Source organism: Croceitalea sp. W27, assembly GCF_055693185.1.
This window is the reverse complement of record NZ_CM146327.1, coordinates 2,075,962-2,097,468: the sequence shown is the minus strand read 5'-3', so window position 1 is coordinate 2,097,468 and position 21,507 is coordinate 2,075,962. Positions and strand designations below refer to the sequence as shown.

The window sequence follows — 21,507 nt, the reverse complement described above, 5'->3', positions numbered from 1 at the left end:
AGGGGTTTATTCGTTTTTGTTATAGCAGTGCTAAAATTACTAAAAAAATAACCCTAGACGCTAGTATTAAATTTAACCTTTCGTTTTTAAAAAGGCATAGAATTTGGTAGTACATTTATATAGTTAAAGATTAAGTTGATGAAACGACAGATAAGAGAACAATTGGTAAAATTGTCTACGGATATAATTACTTCTCGTGAAGATAAAGAACTTGCTGAATTGTACGAAGTAGCCAAGGAATTATACGAAAAGTTGGCGGTTTTAAAGTTTATAGATGAAAAACTTAGCGATGTTGAGGTCGATGTTTCTAAAAATGTACTTGCATCGCGTTTTGAAAAACTAGCGAGTTCCGTGATGAGCGGAAATACCGGAGTGCCAGAAAACAATCCGCATGAAGAGGATATTATTACGCATCCAGGTATGGATACTATAAAAGATATGGTTTCTGAAATGCCAACAGAAGCTATCGAACATATTTTTGGCGATTTTATTGCCAAGCCTGAAACTATAAAAAACGATAAAGACTTGTTGGCACCAGAACCAACAAAAGATAATACGGTGCCAAAATCTTTGAACGATAGATTAAACAAAGAACTTCAAATTGGCTTAAATGATAAGTTGGCCTTTGTAAAGCATCTTTTTCACGATAATGTAGAAGATTACAATCGCGTGCTTTCGCAATTAAACACTATTGACACTGAAGAGCGTTCTGTGGCTTTTATCAATAATATGGTGAAGCCGGAGTATAAGAACTGGGAAGGAAAAGACGAGTATGAAAATCGTTTTATGACACTGATAGCCAGAAAGTTCGCTTAGGTTGCTAAATATCATTACATTTAGTTTTACAATTTAACTTAATCATCGATGGCAAAGAAAATTCTCTATTGGGTCTCTACAGGTATGCTGACCCTTATCATGTTTTTTTCAGTTTACAACTACTTTTTTAACCACCAAGCTATTGTAGATTTCTTCGTAAATATGGGCTATCCTACCTATCTTATTTACCCTCTGGCAATTGCCAAAATCTTAGGATTAGTTGCAGTTTGGGGTAATTTTTCGAAGTCGTTGAAAGAATGGGCCTATGCAGGTTTTTTCTTTAATACCGTTTTAGCTTTTTTTGCCCACTATATGGTAAGTGACGGCGAACACATGGGTGCAGTTATTGCATTTATTATGGTTTTACTCTCTTATTTTACAGGAAAAGAAGTAAGACCTTAACTTTACTTAATGGGGAAGTTATATTTGGTGCCTACTCCAATCGGTAATCTAGAAGATATTACACTTAGGGCAATTACGGTATTGAAAGAGGTTGATTTGATCTTGGCCGAGGATACCCGCACAAGCGGCAAACTAATCCAACACTTTGAGATTAAGACCCCAATGCATAGCCACCACATGCACAACGAGCATAAGACGGTGGATAGCATCATAAAGCGCCTACAAAACAAGGAAACAATTGCCCTGATTTCCGATGCAGGTACACCGGCAATTTCTGACCCTGGTTTTTTACTGACTCGAGCCTGTGTAGAGAATAATATTGAGGTGGAATGCCTTCCCGGGGCTACGGCATTTGTACCCGCCTTGGTCAATAGTGGGCTGCCAAATGACCGCTTTGTCTTTGAAGGTTTTCTTCCGGTAAAGAAAGGGAGGCAAACCCGATTGGAGTTTTTAGCTGAGGAAACCAGAACCATGGTTTTTTATGAATCGCCTCACAAACTATTGAAAACATTGGGGCAATTTGGAGAATACTTTGGACTAGACAGACCGGTCTCAATATCTCGTGAACTCACCAAATTGTACGAAGAAACTATTCGAGGTACCATTTCGGAAGTTTTAGAACACTACACCCAAAAACCACCAAAGGGCGAAATCGTAATTATCGTAAGTGGGAAGAAATAAAAATCTATTAACCAAGCGACAAAGTATGAATTAGGCCTAGCGGCCGTTTACTTCACAATAAGCTTTTTTGCAGTAATCGTCTTATTGTTTTCGTCTACCACATGAAATATGTATATGCCAGCGGAAAGATTTATTCCAATAAAATCTTGAATGGATAATACGGAGTCTTGAACGATAACTTTACCCGTCATATCCAAGATTTGAAATTTTGAACCCTGCGATGTAAAGTTGAGATCAAATCCGTTCTCGACAGGATTAGGAAATAGGATAAGTTCATTTTTATCCGGAATAAATAGTTCAACCTCATCAGTTTGCACAATATTTCCGTTGGTGAGGATAATCTCTGCCCTATACCTATTGTTTCCAGGAACCAAAATGCTATCCGTATCTGTTACAACAAGGTCTTCAAATCCTTCGGAGTAACTGTTTATAATAAAATCTTGTCCAGCAATCGTTTTAACAAAATCTATACGCTCTATATTTATCCCGGTACTTAGGCTAAGGGCAAGGTCCACTTCATTATCGTCATTGAGCAATGCTATGAAACCCCTGAAATAACATTGAACCCCTGAATCTTCAATATTAATGGTGTTGCTTCTAAGGCCCTTACCATCGTTAAAAATTGGGGTTATCGAAAAATAGACAGAACCATTTTCAGCCTTTTGGTTAACGAAAAAGGGTTCCGAAACGGTTGCAATTACCTGAAGCGAGTTGTTTGTATAAGTTTTCACTTCATAGGCAATGGCATTAGAAACACTTTCCCATGAAATACCAACTTCATCAGCGCAATTATATTCTACCTGGGGGATAATTTCTTGGGAAACAAAAAATTTATCAGAAGTATAAACCTGAGTGCCCGAGACCATTTGCAATTCTACAACTTCGTTCAATTCCGGAATTTCCCATTGGTACAACTGATTATTTAAATCTATGGCATTACTGATCAAAACCCACTCGCCTCCCTCAACACGATATGATAGACTTCCCTCGTTCAAAGCCGTAGTATTTTTCCATCTCAGAACCGGCAGACCAAGGTTAGAAAGTGTCTCGTTTTTCAATGGAAACTGCCATTCAAAAATCCCCGAATTCTCCAGGGAATAACTTACCGCATAAGGGACTTCGGTTGTATTTTCACTATCCGCGCTTATATTTATGCCGTAGGTGCCGGGAAAAGGATTTTCTATAGTAATAAACTCTAGGGTATTTAGGTTATCGATTCCACGTAATGCTTGTCTTTTTAAAGAGTCGGCATTGGCAAAACTGCTCAATATCCAAGGAAGGTATTCGTTGCTGTTTGGACCATTGACCACCAAGTCTAAATCATTGTTCAATAAATCAGTGCTGCCAGCTATTGATTCTGTATCTAACCAAGAAAGAGCAATTTTTAAAGATTTTGTGTTCTCTGGAACAGTGATTGAATTATTGGTCTGTCCGTTGGCTGCCATCGTTCCCTCAAAGAATTGGCCATTGTCTATAATTTGCAGACTGTTTTTGGCATTTAGCTTTCCATAACCTGATACATAGTCAATGTTTGACACTCCAGCATCTTCGGTCCCAGCAATTAAAGAAGATTTCACAAGCGGATAAGATGGTATTGCACCATTTTTCTTAAAATATAGATCTTGTATAGAGGCCACAGTTCCAGAAACCAAGGCCGCGGCATCGGAAGTTCCACCAGGTGCATAAGCCACCAAATCGGGCTTTACTCTTCCGTCAAAAGAAGGGCCTTTAGAGCTCCTTTCACTAATGTTGTCCAAAGCGTCAGTGGCTCCAACGGTAATTACATTTTTTGCTTGCTTGAAGTTACCGGTCAGCGTTGCAAAACTTTCAAGGTTTGCATATGGTCCGTCTACGGCCACCTCAGTACCGCTATTGCCCACGGAGAAAACATGAACCATATCTTGTAATACAAAAATCTGTTCATCATAAGCCGAAGCTTCATCACCATAAAAATTCTCTATGGAGACCCCATAGGAATGGTTTTGGACAAAAATCCCATCTGTGATGAGTTGCTGGGAATCGTCAGGTAACAACTCAAGAAAACTCGAGGAGCTTAGCTGTGTGTTGGGGGCCACTCCAAGTCCTTTTGGACCAGAATTGCCGTTGCCCCCAACTATTGTGGCCATAGCCGTAGCATGTTGATCAAGGGTGTTTGCTTCATTTCCGTTTAAACTGACCCTTTCTGAATAGTCAATGTCATTCACGTTAAAGAGTAATTCCTTTATGGAAACCGATACATTTGCTCCGTTGGCATTGGGAAAAACTGCATGTGCATTGGTAATTGCGTTGACACTTAAATCAGCGGCAGATATGGGAGTTTCTGTTTTCGGAATTTTATGCACCAAGAAAAAAACGTTTCGATTTTTAGAAAGGGTATAAAAAATGTTCTCGGCATAACGGTTGGGCAAATTATTTTTGTCCTTTGCTATTTGAAGACCGCCTTTAAATCCTTTGAATGGCAATTTCTCTTGTGAAATAGATTCCATCAGTCCACAGAAAAATAGGATAAGAATGGAAAGTCTCAAAATTGCTCGTTTTTGCATCTTATCGATTTACTATAACGTTTTCGGAATATGTTAATTTTTTAACATATATTCGGTCGAATTAAAAAATAATCTTAATCATTAACAAATTTAAAACATGAAAAGTAACCATTTTTTAAAGTTCGCCCTTTCTGCCGTTTTGGTAGGAACAATCGTTGTTTCTTGTGAATCTGAAAATAACGAAGAAATTGATGTGATTGACACTCAAGTTCGTGCTAAATTAGAATCTTTAGGTTTTAATACGGACAATTTAACGGAAGATTCGTTGAACGGTGTAGACGGTTTTACAGTAGAGGGAGATATCTTTTTAACAAGAGATCAAATTAATGAAATGGCACCCGCCTCTGGTGTTGGCACTGAACATTATAGAACAAATAATATCGTAGGCCCAGATGGTAGGGTCGTAAGTGTTTATATGGATGCCGCATTCAATAGCACCATGCAAGCAGCTTTTGATGATGCAATTAATAGATATAACTCCTTAAATTTAGATATCACATTTCAAAGAGCCAATAGTTCTGGTGCAGACATCGATATTCTGTCTCAAAAGCTTAAGAGAGTACGAGGTGGAGGCGTAATTCTTGGTCGTAGTGCAGGTTTCCCAGATGCCAATGGAGATCCTGCAACACCAATTGTACTGAATTCAGATATTTACAACCCGAGAAGAGGTGGTATTCCTGCCGATGCAGCAACGGTAATAGCTCACGAAATTGGACATGCTATTGGTTTTAGACATACAGACTATGATCAAAGAGAATTTAGTTGCGGAAGAGCTGGCAACGAGGGAGATGCTGGTGTTGGCGCAGTTTACATTCCAGGCACACCAACTGGTCCAGAAGCTGGATCTTGGATGTTAGCTTGTAGCAATGGTACAAATAGACCATTTACTTCTGGTGATCAAACGGCATTAACAACTGTTTATTAATTAGAAAGAACATCGCAAAATCTTGAAAAAGCCGCTTTTTAGCGGCTTTTTATTTGCTGAAATTTAAAAGTTTTATTGCGCTTTGATTAAAAGATTATATTTAGAAAGCTAATACGGCTAGCAATGTATCAAAAGCTTTTTTTAATTTTAACTACTTCCCTATTCTCGTATTCGTTTTGTCAAGAAAACGTTTCTGCCCGTAATAATGGAATACCGGTGGTAGAGGATTTGCATTTGGAACAGCTAGAAAGCGGCAAAATTCATAAGCTCTGGCTTCAACTTGGTGAAAATGAATTATCAGAACCCATTAAAGTACCAGTGTTAATTGCAAAAGGTGATGGAACATCCAAAGTTTTAGGATTAACTGCAGCTATCCATGGGAATGAGTTAAATGGGATTGCTATTATACATGAGTTATTTTCTAAGATTGATGTGACTGAGTTAGAAGGAACCATTATCGGTATTCCGGGCTTAAATACCTTAGCCATAAGCAAGAATCAACGCAAATTTATTGATGGAGTAGATTTAAATCGCATTTTCCCAGGAAAACCTAATGGAAATGGCTCCGAACAAATGGCATATAAGATTGGTGAAAAGATTATCCCTTTGTTTGATTATCATGTGGATTTACATACGGCAAGTTTTGGTAGGATAAACAGTCTTTATGGGCGTGGCGATATGCAAGATGAAACCTTAGCTGGGATGTTACAGGTATTAGAACCAGATATTGTTGTTTCTAACAAAGGGAAAGCTAGTTTTGGTTCTGCCTCTGGACTAACTATGAGGGCATTTGCAATTAGCAAAGGTGTTAAATCCATAACCATGGAATATGGAAACCCACAAGTTTACCAAAAAGATATGATTGAGCGAGGCGTAAAAGGCCTTAAAAATTTAATTGTTCACTTAGGGTTAATGGAGGGAGAAATTGTGATTCCCACAATTGAAAATATATGTTCAAAATCATATTGGATATACACGGACAAAGGAGGTTATTTGGATATTAAAGTAAGCCTAAATCAAAAAACACAAAAAGGTGATACTATAGCAACACTAAAAAATTCTTTTGGAGAATTAATAGCAACTTATAAAGCACCAGAAGACGGAATTGTTGTTGGTAAAAGCACTAACCCTGTAAATACCTCTGGAGGCAGAATTATTCATCTTGGGATTTTAGAAAAATGATAACACCTTGGATTATTACCGTTTTTACGGTTTTACTGGTTTATTATTTAGATCGATGGGAAAACAAACACGTAAAATCGTTATTTGATTGGGTCCCTGCTATTTTATTGGCATACTTAATACCTGCTTTAATATCCTACTTCTTTTCAGTTGATTATTCACAAGCTACAATTCACAATTTTAGTAAAGACTATTTTATTCCCTTGGCTATCCTTTCTGTTATGGCCAGTTTATCCTTGGGGCAATTAAAAGCCGTAGGTTACAAGCCTATCTTGGTATTCTTGGCAGGGTCTGTTTTTATCGCGCTATTTCCTGTGGTATTTGTATTTGCTTTTAGTGAGTCAGATTTAGTTGTTAGTACCCTCTCCGAAAAGGAGTTTTGGAAAGGCATTCCCCCCATAGTAGGCAGTTGGATTGGCGGCAGCACAAGTCAATTGGTATTAAAAGAATTAGTCAATTGTCCTGAAGCAATTTTTCTGTCGGTTTTGGTTATGGATAATATTCTGGTAAATGTTTGGACAATCTTAATGTTCCAGGGGATTAAAAAAAGTAATAAGCTCAATAAATGGTTTAAAATTACAGATAAAGAATTGCCAGAGGACATTCGATCAGAGAGCCAAAAAACTTTGCCAGTTTGGCTCACAATAGTAGTCTTATTGGGCTTAGTTTTAATTACTAATTATTTGGTAGTTGGGTTTGTATGGAAAGTTGTGTTATTATCAATATTAGGATTGCTTTTAGGAAATTTTATCCCTCGGTGGAATTTTAAGTTTTCACTTAAAGCAGGAGCAGTATTAATAATTTGTGTGATGGCTGTTTTAGGGTTGAAGTTGCAATTTGAAACTTTAGGATTTGACCTGTACTTTTTTGGCTTTCTTTTAGTCTGGTTGATTGGACATTTTGTTTTTATGGTATTAGCTGCAAAAGCTTTAAACGTAAATATGGCGTGGGTTCCAATAGCAAGTATGGCTAACGTTGGCGGAATAGCTACTGCGCCAGCAGTTACTGCGGCTTATCAAAAAAAATGGATGCCTCATGCTATTGTTTTGGCAATTTTAAGCATGGCTACGGGAACATTTTGGGGGATGTTGACGATTTACTTATTGGAAAGCTTTTTTGTTCTATAAATAATAAAAATTAATTTTTTGAATAGAACTACGACTAAGGATTAAAATCCAACTACCAGTGGTCACTAAGCTTTTTCCAGAGATTGACAAAGTTTACTTTATTGAGAAGTATACCTTAATCCACATCCTATCAGGAAAAGGTAATATTCAGGTAGATTTTGAAAATTATTTCGATTGGCAAGACAAGGCTATCTACTTAGAAAAGGGGCAGTACATTAAGTTTCTATCTGATGATTTTTTGGTTCGAAAAATTGAATTCCCAGACGAAGCCATGTTTAGAAATAAAGATGTTCGTGTTCTTTTTAAACATTTAATATCACTGGGCTACATCGATTTTAATGAATGCTCAGATTGTCAAAACTTTTTGAATAATTCTGTTTTCTCTGAAGAAACCAAGCAGATTATAGATATTTCTTCGAAACAGTGGTTTTGGCAAAACCCTTTTAAGGCCAGTAAAAGTGAATATCAAATTATTTTTGATGTTAAAGAAGTTATAGACGAACACTTCTCCAATAGGTTGTCAAATGCAGATTTAGTGCATTTAATTAATAAAAATGGGATAGACGCTCAGGCGTTGGTTCAAGAGAAGGTCGGTATATCAATTTCAAAACTCTTAAGTAAAAAAAGGCTGGTGGAGAGCAAACGCAAAATTGCCTTTACCGATAAAAGCATACAAGAGATATCTTTTGAAATGGGTTATAAAGATGATGCTTATTTTAACCGAGTTTTCAAGAATACTACAGGATATACACCTTCTCAATTTCGTTCCAATTTTGATTATGAAGAGCGAGATATCTTTGTGCAAGATATTATTGATTTAATTCAAGAATACCATAAAGAAAAGCGGTCTCTAGACTTTTACGCCGATAAAATGAATGTTTCTGTAAAGACACTTTCAAAAAAAACCAGGAACAAACTGAACGTTTCGGTAGGTCAACTCATTAGGAACGAGCTCATAAATTCTTCTAAGTCAGAATTGGCGGTGAACACCCCTATTAATGAGATTGCCTTTAAAATGGGTTTTGAAGAACCCAATCACTTCTCTAACTTCTTTAAGCATCATACCGGAATAACACCTTCAGAATACAAACTAGAAAAGTACAATTCTTAGCGCCTTTTTTGTAGTCTTTTAATTTACCTCTTAACTCATCTTTGCAGTGTAAAAATTCACTAAAAAATAGTAAAGATGAATATTAAGACACAAGTAACAAAAATGGATGCAATAGTAGCTCAAGGAGCTATTGTTGAGGCTGTGAAAGAATTTTTCGCAGAAGATGCCATCACTTCAGATTACGGAAATGGTGGAACAAAAGGGAAACCTGCAATGATTGCTAAAATGGAAGGTTTTGCCGGTGCTATTGATGCGGTAAACGGAATAACACATCATCACTCTATTGTTGATGGTAACGTTTCAGCTTCAGAATTCACATTCGATTTTAACATGAAAGATGACAGTAAAATTTACTGGCACGAAATCATTAGAAGAGTATGGAACGATGAGGGAAAGGTAATTCAAGAAGAATATTTTAACGCAGAATAAATGCACCTCTATTTTTCTAATATAAAACAGAGAAAAGGGCATCGGAGCAGCCGGACGGATTTAGGAAGCTTATTAATAAGGACCAAATGGCAATACCAGGCCAAACTCGCCAGTGGGATTCTAGGTGCTGATCAGGTAACAAGCGAAAACAAACCTGGTTATTAGAAAAGTAAGAACGGTCTTGTTCTTTAAAAATGAAAACAACAAACAAAACAATTAAATAATTAAAATTTTAAATCATGAAATTCATAACCAAGAGAATTCACGCATTTTTAGATTATCCGGTAGCTATTGCCTTAATAGCACTTCCATTTTTATTAGGATTAGGAAGTTCTAATCCAATAGCACTGCAGCTTTCAGTAGCCACAGGAATAGCCGCATTTGTTCTAACATTATTAACAGATCACCATTTAGGGGCATTTAAGGTCATTCCTTATAAGTTTCACTTGATAGTAGATTTTGCAGTGGCCATTGTATTTATTTTGGCGCCTTTTATTTTCTCTTTTGAAGGAATAGATGCTTATTTCTATTGGATAAACGGAATTGCGGTACTTACGGTAGTTAGTTTGCACAAAGCAGAAATGACACCATAAAATGTTGATGTACTACTAGGTAATTTAGAACACCTAGAAAACAATGTTCTTTTTCACATAAAACAGCTAAAGACTTTTGGTTGGTTATGGCTCCAAGCATGTTGATCTTATGATTGATGTGCTTTGGTGTTTTTTATACATTTAGACAAATGAAAAAATTACTTTCAGAGATTAGGGCCTGTGAAGTGTGTTCTGCCCACCTGCCTTTAGGCCCAAGACCCATTGTAGCTGCTCACTCAGAGGCTAGGGTTATTATTATTGGTCAGGCACCGGGTACCAAAGTGCATGAAACGGGTGTCCCTTGGGATGACCCCAGTGGCCGGCAGTTACGCAAATGGTTAGGAGTATCAGATGCCATTTTTTATGACGAAACTAAAATAGCTTTAGTGCCCATGGGCTTTTGCTACCCAGGAAAAGGTAAAGGAGGCGATTTGCCACCAAGACCTGAATGCGCACCTTTATGGCACCAAAAACTGTGGGACAACATGCCCAATTTAGAATTAATAATTTTGATAGGTACCTATGCCCAGAATTATTATTTGAAAGAACAGAAAGAAAAGAACCTGACCGAAACCGTTAGGTCATATCGTAACTATTTGCCAAAGTATTTTCCTTTACCACACCCATCACCCAGAAATCGATTTTGGCTGACTAAGAACCCTTGGTTTGAGGGTGAGGTTTTGGAAGCGTTGCAGAAAAAGATTGCTAACTCTCTTCATCAATCATAAAAAGTTCTTCAACACTTAGTTTAAAGAGTCTAGCCATTTTAATGGCTAATGTCACCGAAGGATTAAACTTATTTTTTTCTATGGCATGAATTGTTTGCCTAGATACTTCAAGTTTTTCGGCTAATTCTGCTTGAGTTAAATTAAGTCTTGCACGCTCTACTTTTACCAAATTTTTCATGAATTTGCCTGTTTTTTTAGATGAAAAACTAAAAGAAATAGAAACATAAAGAGAGATAGGAACCAATCTAAACTAAAACTTGTTTCAGGCTTTATGATGTAAAAAACAAAAGCAATAGTAAGAAAAGAAATCACAGTGATTTGGTAAGCTTCTAATCGTAACAATTTTATAAAATCGTCCTCCGTTCTTTCTTTTGAAAGCAGATAAATTAGCAAGCCTAAGGTTGGTAAGATATAAAGAATATGAAAAACAGATGCTCCATAAAAATCCTTAAAATAATGATTTGTGCCAATGGGGACATTCTTCCATCCATCCATAAAGGAGTCTCCAGCCGTTAATATTGACGCTATAAAAAATAGTGCTAAACCTAGTTTTTTACACCAGCTTGGTAATACTTGAAAATTCATAATTCTATTAATTTTGACTAAAAGTAAATAAAACTTTACATTATGACAAATAAAATAGAATATTTTTCAAAATGAAACCCCACCAATTGGCAGGGTCTAATACCTCAATACTAATAATGTCTAAATTCTAATACTTAGATCCATCATGCTTGCCTTTTTCCCAACCATGCTTACCAAGGTATTGGTTGGCACTTTCAACCGCACCATCTTCAATGTCTGTACCCTGAGAATCATTCCAACGGTTTAAATAGCCAAATAAAGAAATAACACCGAGCATTTCTACAATTTCACCTTCGTTCCAGTGTTGGTATAGGCGTTCTTTAATTTCGGCATCAACAGCATTGGGTACTTGAGACGCTTGCAAAGAAAAATCTAATGCGGCACGTTCTGCTTCAGAAAAAGCAGGATGCGTTCTGTATTCCCAAATATTATCTAACTGTTCTTGTTCAGCTCCATAACGCTCTGCAGCACGTATGGCATGAGCTTGGCAATAACGACATCCAGTGGCATTGCTACTTACCCACGCAATCATTCTTTTGAGTGCTGAGGTAACTCTACCCTCATTAGCCATAACGGCTTTGTTTAGGTTAATAAACGCTTTTGAAATTGCAGGGCGATGCTGCATAGTTAACACTGAATTTGGACAGAATCCCAAAGTTTCATTAAAGAATTCAGCTAATTTTTTAGTGTCAGGATCGTGGTTAGGGTCAAGCGGTTGTACTAATGCCATTTGGTTTCTTTTATTGTATTTTTATCCTTCACAAGAAACAAAAATTTATGGCGACCACAAATCATATTTCCACAAAATGGCTAGGTAATATGGCCTTTGAAAGTAATAACCCTTCTGGACATAATTTTAAGATAGATATTGCAAAAGAAGATGGGGGAGATGGCAGTGGTTTTAGACCTAAAGCCTTAATGTTATCTTCATTAGCGGGTTGTTCGGGGCTTGATGTTGCTTCACTCATGAAAAAGATGAAATTAGAAGTAGATGAATTTCATATTGAAACTATCGCTAATCTTACGGATGAACACCCTAGATATTATGATTCCGTTGTTATTGAGTATCATTTTCATGGGGCTAACTTAAAGGAGGAGAAACTTCAGAAAGCTGTGGATTTATCAATCGAGAAATATTGTGGGGTTATGGAAATGTTTAGACGGTTTGCAGAATTAGAGATTAAGACGATTTTTCATTCGAAATAAATTTCAAGTTCAAGAAAAAGTTCAAACTCAAATTGGGTTATGACCGATAAAAAATATGATTTAGAAGATAGATTAGTTCGTTTTGCTGCAAAAAGCGCCATTTTTTGTAAAGAATTACCTAACGATTTTACTGGTCAATATTATGGTAATCAATTATTGCGCTCTGGTGGTAGCTCAGCTCTAAATTTTGGAGAAGCCCAGGGGACAAATTCAGATAAGGATTATATAAATAAGGCATCTATTTGTCTAAAGGAGCTAAAAGAATCAAGAGTTAATCTTAAGATTTTGAATACTATTGAATATGGTTCTGAAAAAGTCAGGGATGAGTTATTGGACGAGGCGAAACAACTTATAAAAATAATTGCAACAATAATTAAGAATAAAAAGTAAGTTTTGAACTTGCTCTTGCTCGTTGAACTTGAACTTTACCATGCGCTGGACTATAAAACCTAAACCTGAGCAAAAAGAAATAGAACAACTTTCTAAGGTATTGAAAGTTGAACACTTAGTTACGCAGCTTCTACTGCAACGAGGAATTTCAACATACGAGGAAGCAAAAAAATTCTTCCGGCCTCAACTTTCAGATTTGCATAATCCTTTTTTAATGAAGGATATGGATATAGCTGTGGAGCGCATTCAAAAGGCAATTAATAACGAAGAGAACATTTTGGTTTATGGTGATTATGATGTGGATGGTACCACGGCAGTAGCGCTACTTTCATCATATTTATTAGAGAATTATCCTAATGTGGCCACTTATATTCCAGACCGTTATGATGAAGGTTACGGGGTTTCTTTAAAAGGAATCGATTTTGCAGAAGACAATGATTTCTCGTTGATTATTGCATTGGATTGCGGTGTTAAAGCGATTGACCAAGTAAATTATGCTAAAGAGAAAGGTATCGATTTTATCATCTGTGATCACCACAGACCAGGTGAAAAATTACCTAATGCCATTGCGGTTCTTGACCCTAAAAGAGAAGATTGTGAATACCCGTACGATGAACTTTGTGGTTGTGGGGTAGGTTTTAAATTGACACAAGCGCTTGCATCTGCCAAAGGTGATACTATCGAAAAATTAGTCCCATATTTAGATTTAGTAGCTACTGCTATTGGGGCGGACATTGTTCCGATAACGGGAGAGAATCGGGTTTTGGCCTATTTTGGTATGCAAGTCATTAATTCCAACCCTAGAATAGGGTTTAAGGCCATTATTAATCAAATAAAAAAGAAAGAACTCACGATTACCGATGTGGTGTTTATCATCGCCCCAAGAATTAATGCCGCTGGACGGATGAAACATGGTCAACATGCGGTAAATCTCCTAACAGAAATGAATCTAAGTCAGGCTGAAACTTTTGCTGCGGAAATCGAGAAATTTAATACCGATAGAAGAGGTCTTGATAAAGAGATTACAGAGCAGGCCCTCAAACAAATAAAAGAACATAAAGAAGAAGGCCGATTTACCTCGGTGGTTTATAATGAAAATTGGCATAAAGGAGTTATTGGTATTGTTGCTTCGCGTTTAACAGAAACCTATTACCGCCCTACACTGGTCTTTACCAAAAGTGGAGATAAACTCGCCGCCTCTGCACGTTCAGTAAAGGGGTTTGATGTTTATAACGCTTTAGAAGGTTGTGCCGAATGTATTGAGCAATTTGGCGGACACAAGTATGCAGCTGGCTTAACACTACTTGAAGAGCAGTACAAAGTATTTAAAGCTAAGTTTGAAGAAGTTGTATCTGAAACTATTGACCCACAACTATTGACTCCTGAACTAAACGTTGATATGCAGATTGAAATGCAACAGATTACGCCAAAATTGATGCGGATTCTAAAACAGTTTGCCCCTTTTGGACCAGGAAATATGACCCCAACATTTATAGCAGAAAGTGTACAGGATACGGGATATGGTAAGGGTGTTGGCGAAGATGAAAAGCATTTGAAATTATCCCTTACCCAAAAAGGTTCAAAACCAATTGGTGCCATTGGGTTTAATCTAGGAAATAAAATTGGGCAGATAAAAACTAAAAATCGTTTTGATATTGCTTTTACCTTAGATGAAAACGAATGGCAAGGTAATGTAAGCCTTCAACTAAAACTTAAAGATTTAAAGTAGGCTTGTGGAAAATAGAATAGACCCTTATGCCGCCTTACGTTTTAAAGAATTCAACATTTTTTTAGGGGTCCGTTTTGCTATGGTTTTTGCTTGGTCCATGCAATTTATTGTAATTGAATGGCAAGTCTATTCTTTGACGAAAGACCCACTTTCTTTAGGCATTATTGGTCTTATGGAAATAATTCCTGCAGTAAGTATTGCCTTGTTTGCAGGTCACATCGTAGACCAAAGTGAAAAACGAAATCTTTTGGTTAAATGTATTTTAGGTTTTTCTGTTGTGAGCTTAGGTCTTTTTTTAATTACGTTACCATCTATTGAAGCTGAATATACCACTAAAACAATACTCTATGTTATCTATGCTTTGGTATTCTTGGGAGGTTTAGTAAGAGCGTTCATTGGGCCAACAATTTTTTCATTAATAGCATTGATAGTTCCCAAAAAAATATACCCAAATGCTGCAACGTGGAGCAGTTCTACATGGCAAATGGCCTCTGTTTTAGGACCAGCTTTTGCAGGATTTGCGATAAGTTGGATTGGAGTTCACTGGTCTATGTGTATCATTTTCGGATTTTCAGTTTTAGCCTTATTGTTTCTTTTTAAGATTTCAAAAAAACCTATTTTAAATCCGAAAATAGGGGAGCCGATTATACAAAGTTTAAAAGACGGACTTCAATTTGTTTTTAATAGTAAAGCGGTATTTGGGGCATTAACATTGGATATGATAGCAGTACTTTTTGGTGGTGCAGTGGCGCTGCTGCCAATTTACGCCCAAGATATTTTACATGTAGGCTCTGAAGGCTTTGGTGTTTTAAGGGCAGCACCAGCAGTAGGCGCATCAATTACGATGCTGGGCTCTACAAGATTTCCTTTACATAAATATGCTGGTAAAAAGTTGTTATGGGCTGTCTTTGCCTTTGGCATTTGTATTATTGTTTTTGGTATTTCAACATCATTCTGGATTTCGGTCGCGGCCTTATTCTTAAGTGGTGCTGTGGATGGAGTCTCTATGATAATAAGACAAACTATCCTACAACTGAAAACTCCAGATAATATGCGGGGTAGGGTTGCATCGGTAAATTCAATTTTTGTAGGATCTTCCAATGAGTTAGGAGCTTTTGAAAGTGGTTTAGCGGCAAAACTTCTTGGTACTGTTACTGCTGTTGTTTTCGGTGGATGCATGACCTTATTGACTGTAGCAACAACGGCGATAGTTTCACCTACATTTAGAAGATTGGATTTGTCTAAAGATGTAGAGGCCCATGAAAATGAAGATTAATATTTTGGAATAAAAAAGCCCTTCTTTTGGGGAGAAGGGCTGCTCTTTTAATGTAGGTTTTAAAAAGATTTGGTTTGTTGCCTTGCTTCAAGTAGGTTAGTATGGATTTGGGAACTACTCTGAAACTAACAACACTGTAAATGTATGGCGGTGCTGCACAATTTCGAAAATATTGTTGTGAAGTAGTAAATATATGTTGTAAGAAAAAGATTACAATATGTATATAATTAATCTTGGTTGTCTTTTTTTGTAAAATCCTATGAATGTAAGTTTATGAAATAAAAAAACCCTTCTTTGGGGAGAAGGGCAATTTTTTAATGTAGGTTTTAAAGATTTAGGTTGTTGCTTTGTTTCTAGTAGGTTTCAAGTATGGATTTGAGAATCATAGCGAAACTAACAACACTGTAAATGTACGTTAGTATGTCTTTTTTTAAAAAGATTTGTTGTGAAGTAATATTATAATGTTGTAAGAAAAGGATTACAATATGTTTAATCGATGAATGACACAATTCTTATGAGTATTTCTTAAGTTCTAACTTTTCACCATCAAAGACTGCATAAGTAAAATAGTTAATCCAGTCCCCGAGGTTAGTGTATTTTGATTTTTCGTTCAAGTTGATTTCTAAAGGTAGGTGCCGGTGGCCAAAAACAAAATGGTCGTAATGTTTTGTTTCGAGCTTTCGTTTGCAGTATTGTACCAACCATTCTTTGTCCTCTCCTAAAAATTTGGCATCTTCCTCCCCAGAGATGAGTTTATTGCTTACAGAGAGGTATTGCCCTAATCGGACGCCTAAATCTGGATGCAGCCACTTAAAGAGCCACTTACTTAACGGATTGGTAAAAACCTTCTTCATACGTTTAAAGCCTTTATCCCCTGGTCCTAATCCATCTCCGTGCCCAATAAAAAAAGAAGTGTCATTGATTTTAAGCTGTTGTGGTTTATGGAAAACAGGAATGTTGAGCTCTTCCTCAAAATAACCGTTCATCCATAAATCATGATTACCCACAAAATAGGTGATAGGAATGCCGGCATCCGTAAGTTCTGCAAGTTTACCTAACGTTCTTGTGAAACCTTTGGGCACTACTTTTTTATACTCAAACCAGAAATCAAAGAGATCACCCATTAAGTATATGGCCGCGGCATCTTCTTTGATACTATCTAACCAGGCGACAAATTTTTTCTCCCTAGGAAGACTTTCTTCTGAGCTTGGAGCACCTAAATGGTTGTCACTGGCGAAGTAGACCTTTTTGCCTTTTGGTATGGTAAGGGTATTCATTTAAGGCAAAGATAGCTATTGCTTTCTAACGTTTGAACCTTCTTCTATTTCTAACTCTTGTAAAAATGTAGATAGCAATTACTAGTAATGCTACCGTAGGTAATACCAAGTCGCTATTTAAGATGGAGAGAATATCCATAGGTATCGTTTAATTTAAACTTCTAGCTGTAAGACGTCTTTTTACTATATAACTAACAACGAAGTTTTCAAGGCTTTATTTTTTTCTCACAAATAACGCTATAATGGCCGAAGTCACTGCACCCATACCTAAAGCCCCAAAAGCCGCTTGTAATAGATAACTTTTAAGACTAAAATAGACTTCCGCATTATTTTGTGTCATTTTATCATTTTCAACAACATAATCAATCATATTTGTAAAGTAATCAGGGCTAATAAACTCATACGTAATGTACTGCGCTAACGGACTTAAAATAGCAACAAACACACTTATCAACATACCTGATGCAACCCCTTGAAACCAAGTCATTTTGCCTCCTAAGTCTTTATTGCGTTTTTCTACGAGTGCGAAAACATATAGAGCAATGGCAATAACAGCGAAAAAATTGGTGTAGATAGCATGCTTGGCGATATGCTCGTCATGCCAGCCCAAAGCTTTTTCCAAAACCATCCATAACAAAGCTACAATGGTGAATAGGAGTGCCCATTTAATTTCAGTCGTGAACTTTTTCAAAATATAAATGCTTTTAATATGTACTACTTTTTGAATTTGGCCAGTGCGGCTTTAGTTGCTTCAGATAAGGCTAATCTTCCAGACTGTTCGGCTCTATCTAAAAGCAATGAACTCCAGTTTTCGGTTCCTTTCCATAATGCTTTTTTCATTGCTATTAGCGCTTCTGGATTATATGAGGCTAGCTTTAAGCTGAAATCGTCCAGTTCTTTGTCGAGTTCATTAATAGAATTAAAAACCTTAGAAAAAAGTCCTTTTTCTTTGGCCCAATAGGCGTTTTTCCATTCAGTAGGAGATAAGGCCAACTCTGCAAGGCCATCTTTACCAATTTTTCGTTCTACCGCAGGTGCTATTACGAGTGGTGCTATACCGATTGAAATTTCAGAGAGTTTAATGGATGCCGCTTCAGTAGCAAAAACATAATCGCAGGCAGCTGCTAAGCCAACGCCACCACCAACGGCCTTGCCTTGTACTCGACCAATAACCGGTTTGTCACAACTACGCATGGCATTAATAACATGGGCAAAGCCACTAAAAAAGGCTTTTCCTTCATTCAAATTAGAAATTGCTACGAGTTCATCGAAAGATGCTCCGGCACAAAATGCCCGGTCACCTTCAGACTTAAGAATAATAATCGAGACTTCATCATTTGATGAAAGCTGATTAATTTCATTAGTTAGTCTTTGCAATAATTCTGATACGAAAGAATTACTGGCTGGGTGGCCAAACTCTACAGTTGCAATTTGATTATTGATATTGGTATAAAGACTTCCGTTTGCTCTATCTGTGGGCATAATTAAGTGCTATTTTTTTGTAAAGTTTAAAATTACTGGTTTTGCAAGAGGGGACGAAATTTTCGCCTAAACTTCCAAACTAATGCTCCACCACGAATAGCCATCCAAACCACAAAAGCAATCCATATGGCATAGAAACCCAATCCAAAATATTTTCCTAGGTACAATGCGGGAACAAAACCCAAAAAGGTCGCTGAAAGGAGTACATTACGAAGGTATTTCATTTCCCCTAATCCTTTAAATAGCCCGTCGAGAACAAAGGCAAGCGTATTCATAGGCAGGCCTAAAATAACGATAAAGAAGATACCGTAAAACGTTTGAAGAACGATTTGTTCATTAGAGAAAATACGCCCTAAAGGATAATAGAAAATGAATCCAGCGAGCATCAGAATAAGACTTACTATCATTCCATAAGTAATAATCTTTTTTGCCAACATCCACAAGCCGTTATAATCTTTTTCCCCCAACAGTTTACCTCCCATACTATTGCCGGCAGCGCCATAGCCATCAATAAAAAAGGCAGAGAACAACCATAGATTAATAGCAATGGTATGGGCTCCGATAAACCGGTCGCCCAAAGCGGTTGCTTCTCGTACCGCAATAATCAAAGCTGCATTTAAGGCCAAGGCCCTGACAAAAAGATTTAGGCTCATAAAAACAAGTCGTTTCAATTCTTTGTTCAACGGAAAACGAAGTTTTAGACTGATGTCCGTTTTTGCGCGTAACAAGAAGAAAACCAAGATGGCCATAACACCTTGAGAGATTAGACTTGCCCAGGCAGCACCCTCTAAATACGTGGCCGGTAGTACCCCCTCGATACCATAAACAAAAATGAAATCAAGAATTATATTTAGAACGGCCCCTATAATTGCGATGAGCATGGGGTAAAAGGTGTTTTGTAACCCTCTGAAAATTCCGAAAACCGCAAAAGTGAAAAGTGTTAACGGAAAACCCCAAACACGAATGGAATAATAGGAGACGCAGTATTCTAAAATTTTGCCCGAAGCTTCAAAAAGCCTAAAAATATCTTCAACGATAAAAATGGTCGAAAGCAGAATAAACAAACTCAACAAAATATTGAAGAAAATTGCCTGTGCAGGCAGGTCTTTGACTTCATGAATTTTACCTGCTCCCAAATATTGCGAGATAATAGCCGAAATAGCACTTCGGGTCTGCCCTAATACCCAAATAAGCATTGATAAAAAAGACCCTACAATTCCCGCTGCTGCAAGAGATTCTAATCCATCTATAGAAATATTGCCTACAATAGCGGTATCGGTAATCGATAAAATGGGTTCTGCAATGCCTGAGATGGTCGCAGGAATTGCAAGATTATTGATGTTCTTTAGGTTTACGGTAGTTTTCAAATCAGGCTACAAGTTACAGCACCAATTCATAACAGTGAAAGGGATGCTCGCTTTGTTTCGGAAAAAAAATGTCTCCCAGTTTTTGATAACCTCGAGTCTCATAGAATTTTTGATTGCGCTTGTTTTGAGAAAAAGTGTCTAAACGCACCGATAAAAATCCATTTTGCCTTGCAGTGTTTTCAGCAAAATCCATCATTTTCTGAGCATACCCTTTTCCTTGAAAATCTGGATGCACACTTAGGCGGTGTATATAACAGTTGTTTTTGTTTTCGGTCAGCCATTTAATGGGGATGTATTCAACATCCATATGTGTTGAAATCACTATGGTGCCGATGACCTTGTTTTCTGCTTGGAGCACATACAATTCGTTTCGTTTTATATCCAGTAAAAATGCTTCTTTAGAAGGGTAGTGTTCATTCCATTGGTAAATGTCTTTGGCCATCATAAATGCAGCGCATTCTCTTGTAATTGCCATTATATCGCTTATTTCAGATATCTTTGCATGTCGTATCATTAAATGACTTGGATTAAGTTGTAAATTTATAGTATAATCTTAATAACCTGACCATGAACAATATATTGGTTCCTTTAGGCACATCACCCGACTCACACGAAACATTGCAATATGCGGTAGACTTTGCATCCGATTTTGGAGCAAATATCTATATAATGGATGTTTTTACGGTAACTTCTGGAACGGGTAGTCTTGGAAATATTCAAGAGAAAGTGGCCCAAAGTAGTAGGGAGAATATAAAGGGTATTGTTGGTAGAATAGATACAAAAGGATTGGATGTAAAAATTGCATCTTACAATGGTGATATCGTTGATGGGCTTTTAGAAATTAAAAAGGAATTGGGTATAGATTTAATTGTTATTGCCCCAAGAAGTAATGACATCAATGAAGAATATTACTTAGGAAACACTTCAGGAAGAATAATTAAACAGACCAATATACCAACCCTAGTAGTTCCAAAAGGAACAAAGTATAAGCCCATAAAGAGTATTTTAACGGCATTTAAATCGGGTATTTTAAAGCGAAGTAAAATTTTACACCCTTTAGTGGCTATAATGAATAAGAATAATGCTGAGGTTAATTTACTACTGGTGAAAACCCCAGGGTATTCAGAAGAAGATTTACAAGTGAATACTTCGCTTCTAGACATTAGTAAAAACCTTACCATTTCTGAAAATGCCACTACGTATTTAGGGGTTTTGGAACATTTTAGAACAACACAGCCAGATTTGCTTTGCGTATTTCGAAGAAAAAGAGGTTTTTTCAAAAAGCTTTGGGAAAAGAGTACAGTACTAAAATCTGAATTCTTTGCACCTGTACCGGTTCTAGTACTAAGCGTAAAGAAGTACTAAACACTAAACCAATTTTGAAACCAATTTAAATTGTGTTTTCTTTGTCAGCAAAGGGGGATTAGCTCAGCTGGCTAGAGCGCTTGCCTGGCAGGCAAGAGGTCACCGGTTCGACTCCGGTATTCTCCACCAAGAAAACGAGGGCTTCAAGAGTTTTTGACTTTTGAAGCTTTTTTCATTTGCACGCAATTTGCACGCAAAACTGGTTTTAATTTAACCATGGTATTATTTGATTCAAATTGGTCTATTTTAATACCCCTTCACTCTTTACAGAGTATTTTTTGAAAAAGCATCAC

24 protein-coding genes and 1 tRNA gene are annotated in these 21,507 nt (G+C 36.9%); 16 read left to right on the top strand and 9 right to left on the bottom strand.

Annotated elements, in window-relative coordinates:
- Positions 1–138: 138 nt before the first annotated feature.
- Genes ACZ1GR_RS09520 through rsmI form a run of 3 tightly spaced genes read left to right on the top strand, consistent with a single transcriptional unit; the run spans position 139 to position 1,899 of the window.
- Positions 139–816, top strand: coding sequence for a hypothetical protein (locus ACZ1GR_RS09520; protein ID WP_472608759.1), 678 nt, complete (start codon positions 139–141; stop codon positions 814–816).
- A gap of 48 nt (positions 817–864) precedes the next feature.
- On the top strand, positions 865–1,218 hold the full coding sequence (locus tag ACZ1GR_RS09515; RefSeq protein ID WP_472608758.1) for a DoxX family protein: 354 nt from the start codon (positions 865–867) through the stop codon (positions 1,216–1,218).
- Between the two features lie 9 nt (positions 1,219–1,227).
- On the top strand, positions 1,228–1,899 hold the full coding sequence (gene rsmI, locus ACZ1GR_RS09510) for a 16S rRNA (cytidine(1402)-2'-O)-methyltransferase (protein WP_472608757.1): 672 nt from the start codon (positions 1,228–1,230) through the stop codon (positions 1,897–1,899).
- 47 nt (positions 1,900–1,946) lie between these two features.
- Here rsmI and ACZ1GR_RS09505 read toward each other — a convergent pair whose 3' ends face one another.
- Positions 1,947–4,442 (bottom strand): S8 family peptidase, encoded by a 2,496-nt coding sequence (locus ACZ1GR_RS09505; protein WP_472608756.1) that lies wholly within the window; start codon positions 4,440–4,442, stop codon positions 1,947–1,949.
- Positions 4,443–4,539: 97 nt separating this feature from the next.
- On the opposite strand from ACZ1GR_RS09505, the gene ACZ1GR_RS09500 reads away from it, so the two are divergent.
- From ACZ1GR_RS09500 to ACZ1GR_RS09470, 7 genes are all read left to right on the top strand, one after another.
- Complete coding sequence (locus ACZ1GR_RS09500) at positions 4,540–5,367, top strand: M57 family metalloprotease (protein ID WP_472608755.1); 828 nt, start codon at positions 4,540–4,542, stop codon at positions 5,365–5,367.
- A gap of 123 nt (positions 5,368–5,490) precedes the next feature.
- Positions 5,491–6,549, top strand: coding sequence for a succinylglutamate desuccinylase/aspartoacylase family protein (locus ACZ1GR_RS09495; RefSeq protein ID WP_472608754.1), 1,059 nt, complete (start codon positions 5,491–5,493; stop codon positions 6,547–6,549).
- Positions 6,546–7,676 carry a DUF819 family protein gene (locus ACZ1GR_RS09490; protein ID WP_472608753.1) on the top strand — a complete coding sequence of 377 codons (1,131 nt, stop codon included), beginning with the start codon at positions 6,546–6,548 and terminating at the stop codon, positions 7,674–7,676. The genes ACZ1GR_RS09495 and ACZ1GR_RS09490 overlap by 4 nt, the downstream gene beginning before the upstream one ends.
- 58 nt (positions 7,677–7,734) lie before the next feature.
- Entirely contained in the window at positions 7,735–8,787 is a 1,053-nt protein-coding gene (locus ACZ1GR_RS09485) for a helix-turn-helix domain-containing protein (protein WP_472608752.1), read from the top strand.
- Between the two features lie 75 nt (positions 8,788–8,862).
- The gene (locus ACZ1GR_RS09480) at positions 8,863–9,216 is read left to right on the top strand and encodes a nuclear transport factor 2-like protein (RefSeq protein WP_472608751.1); all 354 of its coding nucleotides are present in this window, start codon (positions 8,863–8,865) and stop codon (positions 9,214–9,216) included.
- 239 nt (positions 9,217–9,455) lie between these two features.
- On the top strand, positions 9,456–9,809 hold the full coding sequence (locus tag ACZ1GR_RS09475; RefSeq protein ID WP_472608750.1) for a hypothetical protein: 354 nt from the start codon (positions 9,456–9,458) through the stop codon (positions 9,807–9,809).
- 149 nt (positions 9,810–9,958) lie between these two features.
- A complete protein-coding gene (locus ACZ1GR_RS09470) occupies positions 9,959–10,537 on the top strand; it encodes a uracil-DNA glycosylase family protein (protein WP_472608749.1) in 579 nt (192 codons plus the stop codon).
- Here ACZ1GR_RS09470 and ACZ1GR_RS09465 read toward each other — a convergent pair.
- The 3 genes from ACZ1GR_RS09465 to ACZ1GR_RS09455 form a co-directional block, all read right to left on the bottom strand.
- Positions 10,515–10,715, bottom strand: coding sequence for a helix-turn-helix transcriptional regulator (locus ACZ1GR_RS09465; RefSeq protein WP_472608748.1), 201 nt, complete (start codon positions 10,713–10,715; stop codon positions 10,515–10,517). The genes ACZ1GR_RS09470 and ACZ1GR_RS09465 overlap by 23 nt on opposite strands.
- Complete coding sequence (locus tag ACZ1GR_RS09460) at positions 10,712–11,122, bottom strand: hypothetical protein (protein ID WP_472608747.1); 411 nt, start codon at positions 11,120–11,122, stop codon at positions 10,712–10,714. Before ACZ1GR_RS09460 ends, ACZ1GR_RS09465 begins: the two co-directional genes overlap by 4 nt.
- Positions 11,123–11,249: 127 nt before the next feature.
- Positions 11,250–11,852, bottom strand: a complete 603-nt coding sequence (locus tag ACZ1GR_RS09455; RefSeq protein ID WP_377767061.1) for a carboxymuconolactone decarboxylase family protein — start codon at positions 11,850–11,852, stop codon at positions 11,250–11,252.
- Between the two features lie 47 nt (positions 11,853–11,899).
- Here ACZ1GR_RS09455 and ACZ1GR_RS09450 point away from each other — a divergent pair, with 47 nt between their 5' ends.
- The 4 genes from ACZ1GR_RS09450 to ACZ1GR_RS09435 are packed head-to-tail and all read left to right on the top strand — an operon-like array spanning position 11,900 to position 15,723.
- The gene (locus ACZ1GR_RS09450) at positions 11,900–12,328 is read left to right on the top strand and encodes an OsmC family protein (protein ID WP_472608746.1); all 429 of its coding nucleotides are present in this window, start codon (positions 11,900–11,902) and stop codon (positions 12,326–12,328) included.
- Positions 12,329–12,367: 39 nt separating this feature from the next.
- A complete protein-coding gene (locus ACZ1GR_RS09445) occupies positions 12,368–12,718 on the top strand; it encodes a four helix bundle protein (protein ID WP_472608745.1) in 351 nt (116 codons plus the stop codon).
- 40 nt (positions 12,719–12,758) lie between these two features.
- Positions 12,759–14,447, top strand: a complete 1,689-nt coding sequence (recJ, locus tag ACZ1GR_RS09440) for a single-stranded-DNA-specific exonuclease RecJ (protein ID WP_472608744.1) — start codon at positions 12,759–12,761, stop codon at positions 14,445–14,447.
- A gap of 16 nt (positions 14,448–14,463) precedes the next feature.
- Entirely contained in the window at positions 14,464–15,723 is a 1,260-nt protein-coding gene (locus tag ACZ1GR_RS09435; RefSeq protein ID WP_472611810.1) for an MFS transporter, read from the top strand.
- 512 nt (positions 15,724–16,235) lie between these two features.
- On the opposite strand, the gene ACZ1GR_RS09430 is transcribed toward ACZ1GR_RS09435, so the two are convergent.
- The 5 genes from ACZ1GR_RS09430 to ACZ1GR_RS09410 all read right to left on the bottom strand — a co-directional run bounded on the left by ACZ1GR_RS09430 (position 16,236) and on the right by ACZ1GR_RS09410 (position 20,363).
- Positions 16,236–17,000, bottom strand: coding sequence for a UDP-2,3-diacylglucosamine diphosphatase (locus tag ACZ1GR_RS09430; RefSeq protein ID WP_472608743.1), 765 nt, complete (start codon positions 16,998–17,000; stop codon positions 16,236–16,238).
- A gap of 214 nt (positions 17,001–17,214) precedes the next feature.
- Entirely contained in the window at positions 17,215–17,691 is a 477-nt protein-coding gene (locus ACZ1GR_RS09425) for a DUF4199 domain-containing protein (protein WP_472608742.1), read from the bottom strand.
- Between the two features lie 23 nt (positions 17,692–17,714).
- Positions 17,715–18,482: an enoyl-CoA hydratase/isomerase family protein gene (locus ACZ1GR_RS09420; protein ID WP_472608741.1), complete on the bottom strand. Its 768-nt coding sequence runs from the start codon at positions 18,480–18,482 to the stop codon at positions 17,715–17,717.
- A 32-nt stretch (positions 18,483–18,514) separates the two neighbouring features.
- Positions 18,515–19,849: an MATE family efflux transporter gene (locus ACZ1GR_RS09415; RefSeq protein ID WP_472608740.1), complete on the bottom strand. Its 1,335-nt coding sequence runs from the start codon at positions 19,847–19,849 to the stop codon at positions 18,515–18,517.
- Positions 19,850–19,862: 13 nt separating this feature from the next.
- Positions 19,863–20,363, bottom strand: coding sequence for a GNAT family N-acetyltransferase (locus tag ACZ1GR_RS09410; RefSeq protein ID WP_472608739.1), 501 nt, complete (start codon positions 20,361–20,363; stop codon positions 19,863–19,865).
- A 53-nt stretch (positions 20,364–20,416) separates the two neighbouring features.
- Between ACZ1GR_RS09410 and ACZ1GR_RS09405 the strand changes: the two genes are divergently transcribed.
- Together ACZ1GR_RS09405 and ACZ1GR_RS09400 are read left to right on the top strand one after the other, a co-directional pair.
- The gene (locus ACZ1GR_RS09405) at positions 20,417–21,214 is read left to right on the top strand and encodes a universal stress protein (protein ID WP_377767071.1); all 798 of its coding nucleotides are present in this window, start codon (positions 20,417–20,419) and stop codon (positions 21,212–21,214) included.
- Between the two features lie 52 nt (positions 21,215–21,266).
- Positions 21,267–21,343, top strand: a tRNA-Ala gene (locus ACZ1GR_RS09400).
- The last annotated feature ends 164 nt before the right edge of the window (positions 21,344–21,507 follow it).